We start from the raw sequence: 5618 nt of genomic DNA, 5'->3' as shown, positions 1-5618 counted from the left end.
CTGATCAGTTTGATTACGTCCACCATAAATGAACGGTCTGATAAAGCACCGAACGGACAGTTGATCACACACTGACCGCAGTTAATGCATTTCTCCTCATCAATAACAACAATGTTGTCCTCATCCATTGTAATGGCATCTACAGGACAGCTGCGCTTACATGGACGCATCAGGTCGGCAATGGCATTGTAAGGACAAGCCTCTGCACACTTACCGCACTCTTTACATTTCTTATGGTCAATGACGGCATGGCCGCCTTCAAACTTGATGGCGCCAAAATTACATGCGCCAAGACATTTTTTGGCCATACACATCTGACAGTTGTTAGTCACATTAAATCTGTTGATTGGACAGCCTTCACAGGCAGCCTCGATCACCTGCACAATATTCTTGTTCTTCTGACCGGACATGGCAGAACGTCCCATAGACAGCTGTACACGCTCACGGATGATCTCACGTTCTCTATAAACGCAGCATCTGTAGTGCGGTGTACGTCCCGGAATCAGCTTGTAAGGAATCTCATTGGCTTTCTCGTCCAATTCTCCTGCAAAAGCCAGCCGGGCAACTTCTGTATTGACTTCAAATTTAATTTTATTAATATCAGTAATAAATGTTGTCTTCATACATATCATCCTCAATAATATTTAACACTGACTGTTTTTCCCATCTTCCTGCCTTCCTCAATGATCTTGTCCACCAAACGCATGCGGACACTGAGATCAAATGGAAGACCAGCTGCCTGATGAGCCGGATTCATCGCTTCACCTACAAATAAATGCAGATGCGTGCATCTCTCAATAATGAGTTTTGCCAGCTGCGAACCGCCATTCTTCTCATCAAGCCGTTTGAAAAACGACTGATCCTGCCGTCCTTCATTATATTCATGCATCATACTCACCGCACGGTTCAGTGTCAGAACACCTTCCGTCACAAGATCCAGTCCGTCAATTTCAGCTGTCGGAGGAATATCCGGATCTTCGTAAATGAGGGATGCTTTTATATGTTTGTTTAATACACGTGCCGCTATTGTGGCACTTGTACCGCCGCTGACAACATGCAGCCCCTGTGAGCGCATGAATTCACGGATAACACTTTCGTCATCTTCTCGCTTTGTCGGAGGACCTGTGAAAATATTCAGGTCCATTCGTGCTGTCACTTTCGCCACAACAACGGTTGTATCATCTCCCGGTCGCTGATGGTACAGCTGACTGCACTCATTGATCACATAGGATGCCAGACGTGCTGCCGTCATCTTCGTATCATTGAACCTCTGTTGGATAAACTCACCGACTCTCGTCCGTCCCCATCCAAAACCATACAGACCGCCAACCCCTGCATGGGTCACACCGTCACTCATCATTACAAAATAGTCATCTTCCTGAATGTTAAAACGATATTCTCTGATAATCTTGCCTGAAAGCTCCCTCTCTGTATGCTCAATATCAAGCTTCTGACCGTCACGGATCACAATGCAGGCCGGTGTATCATACTCCACCAGATAGGCACGCCCATCTCTGAAAATCTGAAGGATCGCAAATGTGGAATAGGCCACCTGCCTTACTTTGCAGATTGGCAGTGTCATAGCAATGGTCTCCACGCAGTCTTCAATAGTCTCACCGTTTTTCAGCATCGTACCGAGAATCCTGGTGGTCAATGTGGATAAGATATTGGCCTTTACACCGCTTCCCATACCATCTGACAGAATGATAATATCAGCATCCGCAGTTTTAACGATCTCGACAGTATCACCACAAAGTTCTTCTTCTCTTTTGTTCAGACTCTTGCTGCAGACATCCAGACTTACATTCATATCTTTATATCCTCATCACTGTCCATCAGTGTGTCTCTCAATTTGCGAAGGGTTGACTTCGTTTCAGCTGTTGTCTCACCAAGAAGACCGGCGATCTCCTGAGCCACCATCATCTGTTTGTTGATGACATTCTGAGCCATAGCCACTGTGTCCAGTTTCACCTTCCGAAGCTGCTCCTGCTTGCGCACACCTTCCGTAATGTCACGCATAATCACAAGGGCCTTTTCCTGCTCACGCATGTAGATAATATTCTGCATTGTCTTAATATGATAGGCATCATAATCTACACGCTGATTAATAATACTTCGCTTCTCACGGAAAACCTTTTCAAAATATTCTGTGGAAATAAATTCAGATACCGGATGTCCCAGCGCTTTCTGCTGGGATACACCAAAAGCGACCTCTGCTGCATTGTTGAATTCGCAGATATAATAATCCTTATCCACAACAATGATCATACTTGGTGTCACAGCCAGAATAATATCAGACATACCCTTGGCCTGCTCATACATATACGGAATACACATGGTCAGTTGGGTTTTGCCGCGGTATACAGCAATGGCCTTATCACGGCATGTCGGGAAACCGCAGGAACCGCAGTTTAATTCCTTCTCTGGTGAATCCTTGCCAATCTTGGACAGGATTGCACGGATCTGCTCATCTGACGGGACAATTCTCTTTTCGCAGCGCGCCGTATATTCCTTATAAAGGCTGACACCTTCCGGCAGCGGCGGTAATTCCGGTGCCTCATGCTCATCTACCTTCTGGCTGACACTGATCTTGGATCTGAAACGGTCACGCTTCTTGCCTCCGGTCATCGGTCCGTTGATGCAGCCGCCGGTACATGAATTCAACTCAATAACACAGTTCTTGATCTCTCCATTACGGATACACTCAAAAAGTTCTTCACATGGTCCGATACCGCTGACATACAGTCGCTTGTGCTTGTACTTACGGCCCTTTGCAGCCTTAATAGCAGAAAGAATCCCTCCACTGACAGCAAACAGACGCATCACCTTTGGATCCATACTGTCCATATGGCTACTCGGACATTCCGGAATCTTGATCTGTTCGCTTCTGAGCCATTCACGCAGTGTTGCAAAATCCAACACCGCATCGATGATGCCTTTTGTTCTCGGATCCTTCAATGCATCTCCTCCATCTGAGACACATGGACTAATATAGATGATCTTCACATCCGGTCCATACTGTGCTCTGAGCATTCTTGCATGTGCGATAGCCGGTGTCACAACAGGCAGAAGATACGGCAGCATATCCGGATGATATTTCTCAATCAAGTTGTTGATGGCAGAACATGATGATGTCAGAAGAACCGCATCCTTATCAGATCTGTCACAATAATTCATGTATTCCTGCACAACATATCCAGCTGCTTCTGCCGTTTCATGTACATATGTAAATCCCAGCTGATGAAGGGCCGCCGCCATCTGGTTCGGATCTGCATCTCCAAATACACCCAGGTACGCCGGCGCCAGAGATACAACAGTCTTCTCCCGGTTCTTCACCATGGACTTGATCCACTGAATATCCTTGATAAATGTAATTGCATTCTGTGGACAGGCCTCCAGACACTGGCCGCATTCCACGCACTCTGAAGCAACAAATTGTGCATGTTCATCCTTGATACGAATGGCCTTTACTTCACACAAACGGACACATTTATAACAGTCCTTGCACTTTGCCTTTCTAAATCCAATGACGCCCACCCTTAAAGCCTCCTGAGTACTTCATTTTCAAAAAATGTATTCACAGTCTCCGGTGAAACGCTGAACAATTCATCGTTAATCTTTACACAAACACCATTTGAACATTCGCCCATGCAAAATGAACCATTGAGCTCAATTTTGTCGTTTAACTGACGCTCCGTGATCAATTCTTCCAGTTTCTGAATAATTGTTCTTGAACCTTTCAGATGACATGAGCTTCCAATACAGATTGTGATTGTCATAGCAATTCCTCCTTATTTTAGTTAATCATTCTCCTCCCCGAGTGATTAACAATATTTTAACAATAGTTTCTTTTTCTTTCAACACAGTTTCCTATAGTTTTTAATTTTATACAATTTGTATACAATATTCAATATTCACTTTTGAATAATACTTTTATAATCACGTTTTTAACAATCAATCGCTTTTATAATTTAGGTTTATATTTGACATGGTTTTTCTCAAAGACCATATCAATAACAGAACTGTAATCCTTATCACCATATCCCGCCTCAAGTGCCCGGTCGTAGACTTCCCTGATGCCTTCCAGACTTTCTGCCTGAACTCCTTCCGTCTTTGCCAGCCGACGACAGATATCAATATCCTTGGACATATTCCGGACCGAAAATGTCGTCGCATAATCTTTGTTCCTGATGGCCATCTGACGTTCATCAAAATAAGCATTCTGACCACCGCCAAAAGACAGGGCCGCTGTAAAACGATCCACATCAATGCCCTGTTTCACAGCCATAGCCAGGGCTTCATTGACACCATTCTGAATCTGTGCCAGCAGTGTGGTCTGACAGATCTTCATACCGATACCCTTGCCGCTGGATCCCATATACAGTACATTTGATCCCATATACTGCAGGATTGGCTTCACCTGGAAATAAATTTCTTTCTCGCCGCCTACATAAATGCCGATATTGCCCAGCACCGCGGCCGCCTTCGACTTAACAACCGGCGCATCCAGGAAATGTCCACCATGAGCCTGGATCATAACACTGATTTTCAATGAAACGGAAGGATCAATGGTGCTCATGTCAATACAGATTTTCGTTGCATTGACGGCCGGGAGTATTTCTTTATATACTGACAGGGAATCTTCTGATCTCGGCAGCATTGTAATGATCACATCCGAATGTTTTGCTGCATCAACGGCACTGTCACAGGCGATACCGCCTTTTTCCGCCAACCGCTGTACCGGTTCTGTTTTTACGTCATAAATATAGACATCACTGTCATGTTTTCTGATAATATTATAGCACATGGCCTCGCCCATAATACCGAGCCCTATAAAACCAATCCTCAACTTTATCGCCTCCGTTTATCTCCTGTTATTATCTATATCAAATATCTCATCTGCCTGAAAATATTTTTCTCTTATCTGATCCTATGCTTTATCTGTCCAGAAATCCTCCACCTGCTGCACGATTGTATTCAGACTGGTCTTACTGCAATTGTGCCATTCTCTCGGGAACATTTTTCTGTACTGACTGTAATTAAATCGCTCATCCAATAACGCGATCACGCCTCTGTCCTTCTCCGTTCGGATCACGCGTCCTGCTGCCTGCAAAACCTTGTTCATCCCCGGATAAAGGTAGGCATATTCAAACCCTCTGCCGGATTTCTCATTGAAATACCGACTTAAAAGCTCTCTCTCTTCTCCAACTTGCGGCAGTCCTGTCCCGATAATGATGACACCGATCAGCCGGTCTTCTTTCAGATCAATGCCCTCCGAAAAAATACCGCCCATCACACAGAAACCAATAACCGCATCTGCAGCATCCGCCTGAAAAGCATCCAGAAACTTCTGTCTTGCATCTTCACTCATCTCGGATTCCTGCACAACCAGCTGCAGACCATGGCCTGCCTTCATTAATTCCATTTCCGTAAAAACTTCAAAAACATCCTTCATAAGCTGATATGACGGGAAAAAGACCATATAATTGCCATGCTTGCCACGAATAATATCCCGGATATATGCAGCCATCCGTTCATACTCTTTTCTACCCCGCCTTGTATAGCGGCTGCTTACATCTGTTGCCGCTACAAGCAGACGGTTTCCCTCCGCAAAAGGT

Annotated in this window: 6 protein-coding genes; all 6 read right to left on the bottom strand. The window is 44.8% G+C overall.

What is annotated here, in order from left to right; all coding sequences use genetic code 11:
* Positions 1 to 623, bottom strand: a 623-nt coding sequence (locus tag WMO25_RS14055) for a 4Fe-4S binding protein (RefSeq protein WP_349085830.1), incomplete at its 3' end; no start/stop codon positions are given.
* Positions 624 to 634: 11 nt separating this feature from the next.
* On the bottom strand, positions 635 to 1810 hold the full coding sequence (locus WMO25_RS14050; protein ID WP_250798114.1) for a SpoIIE family protein phosphatase: 1176 nt from the start codon (positions 1808 to 1810) through the stop codon (positions 635 to 637).
* Entirely contained in the window at positions 1807 to 3537 is a 1731-nt protein-coding gene (locus WMO25_RS14045; RefSeq protein WP_349085828.1) for a [Fe-Fe] hydrogenase large subunit C-terminal domain-containing protein, read from the bottom strand. The genes WMO25_RS14050 and WMO25_RS14045 overlap by 4 nt, the downstream gene beginning before the upstream one ends.
* A gap of 2 nt (positions 3538 to 3539) precedes the next feature.
* Positions 3540 to 3779 carry a (2Fe-2S) ferredoxin domain-containing protein gene (locus WMO25_RS14040; RefSeq protein WP_015515270.1) on the bottom strand — a complete coding sequence of 80 codons (240 nt, stop codon included), beginning with the start codon at positions 3777 to 3779 and terminating at the stop codon, positions 3540 to 3542.
* A gap of 185 nt (positions 3780 to 3964) precedes the next feature.
* Positions 3965 to 4849, bottom strand: a complete 885-nt coding sequence (locus WMO25_RS14035) for an NAD(P)-dependent oxidoreductase (RefSeq protein ID WP_349085827.1) — start codon at positions 4847 to 4849, stop codon at positions 3965 to 3967.
* An 81-nt stretch (positions 4850 to 4930) separates the two neighbouring features.
* Positions 4931 to 5618, bottom strand: a 688-nt coding sequence (locus WMO25_RS14030) for a helicase C-terminal domain-containing protein (RefSeq protein ID WP_349085825.1), incomplete at its 5' end; no start/stop codon positions are given.

The organism is Coprococcus intestinihominis (assembly GCF_040096555.1).
Lineage (GTDB): Bacteria > Bacillota > Clostridia > Lachnospirales > Lachnospiraceae > Coprococcus_A > Coprococcus_A intestinihominis.
The sequence above is the reverse complement of the archived record's forward strand: the minus strand, read 5'-3'. Positions and strand labels throughout refer to the sequence as shown.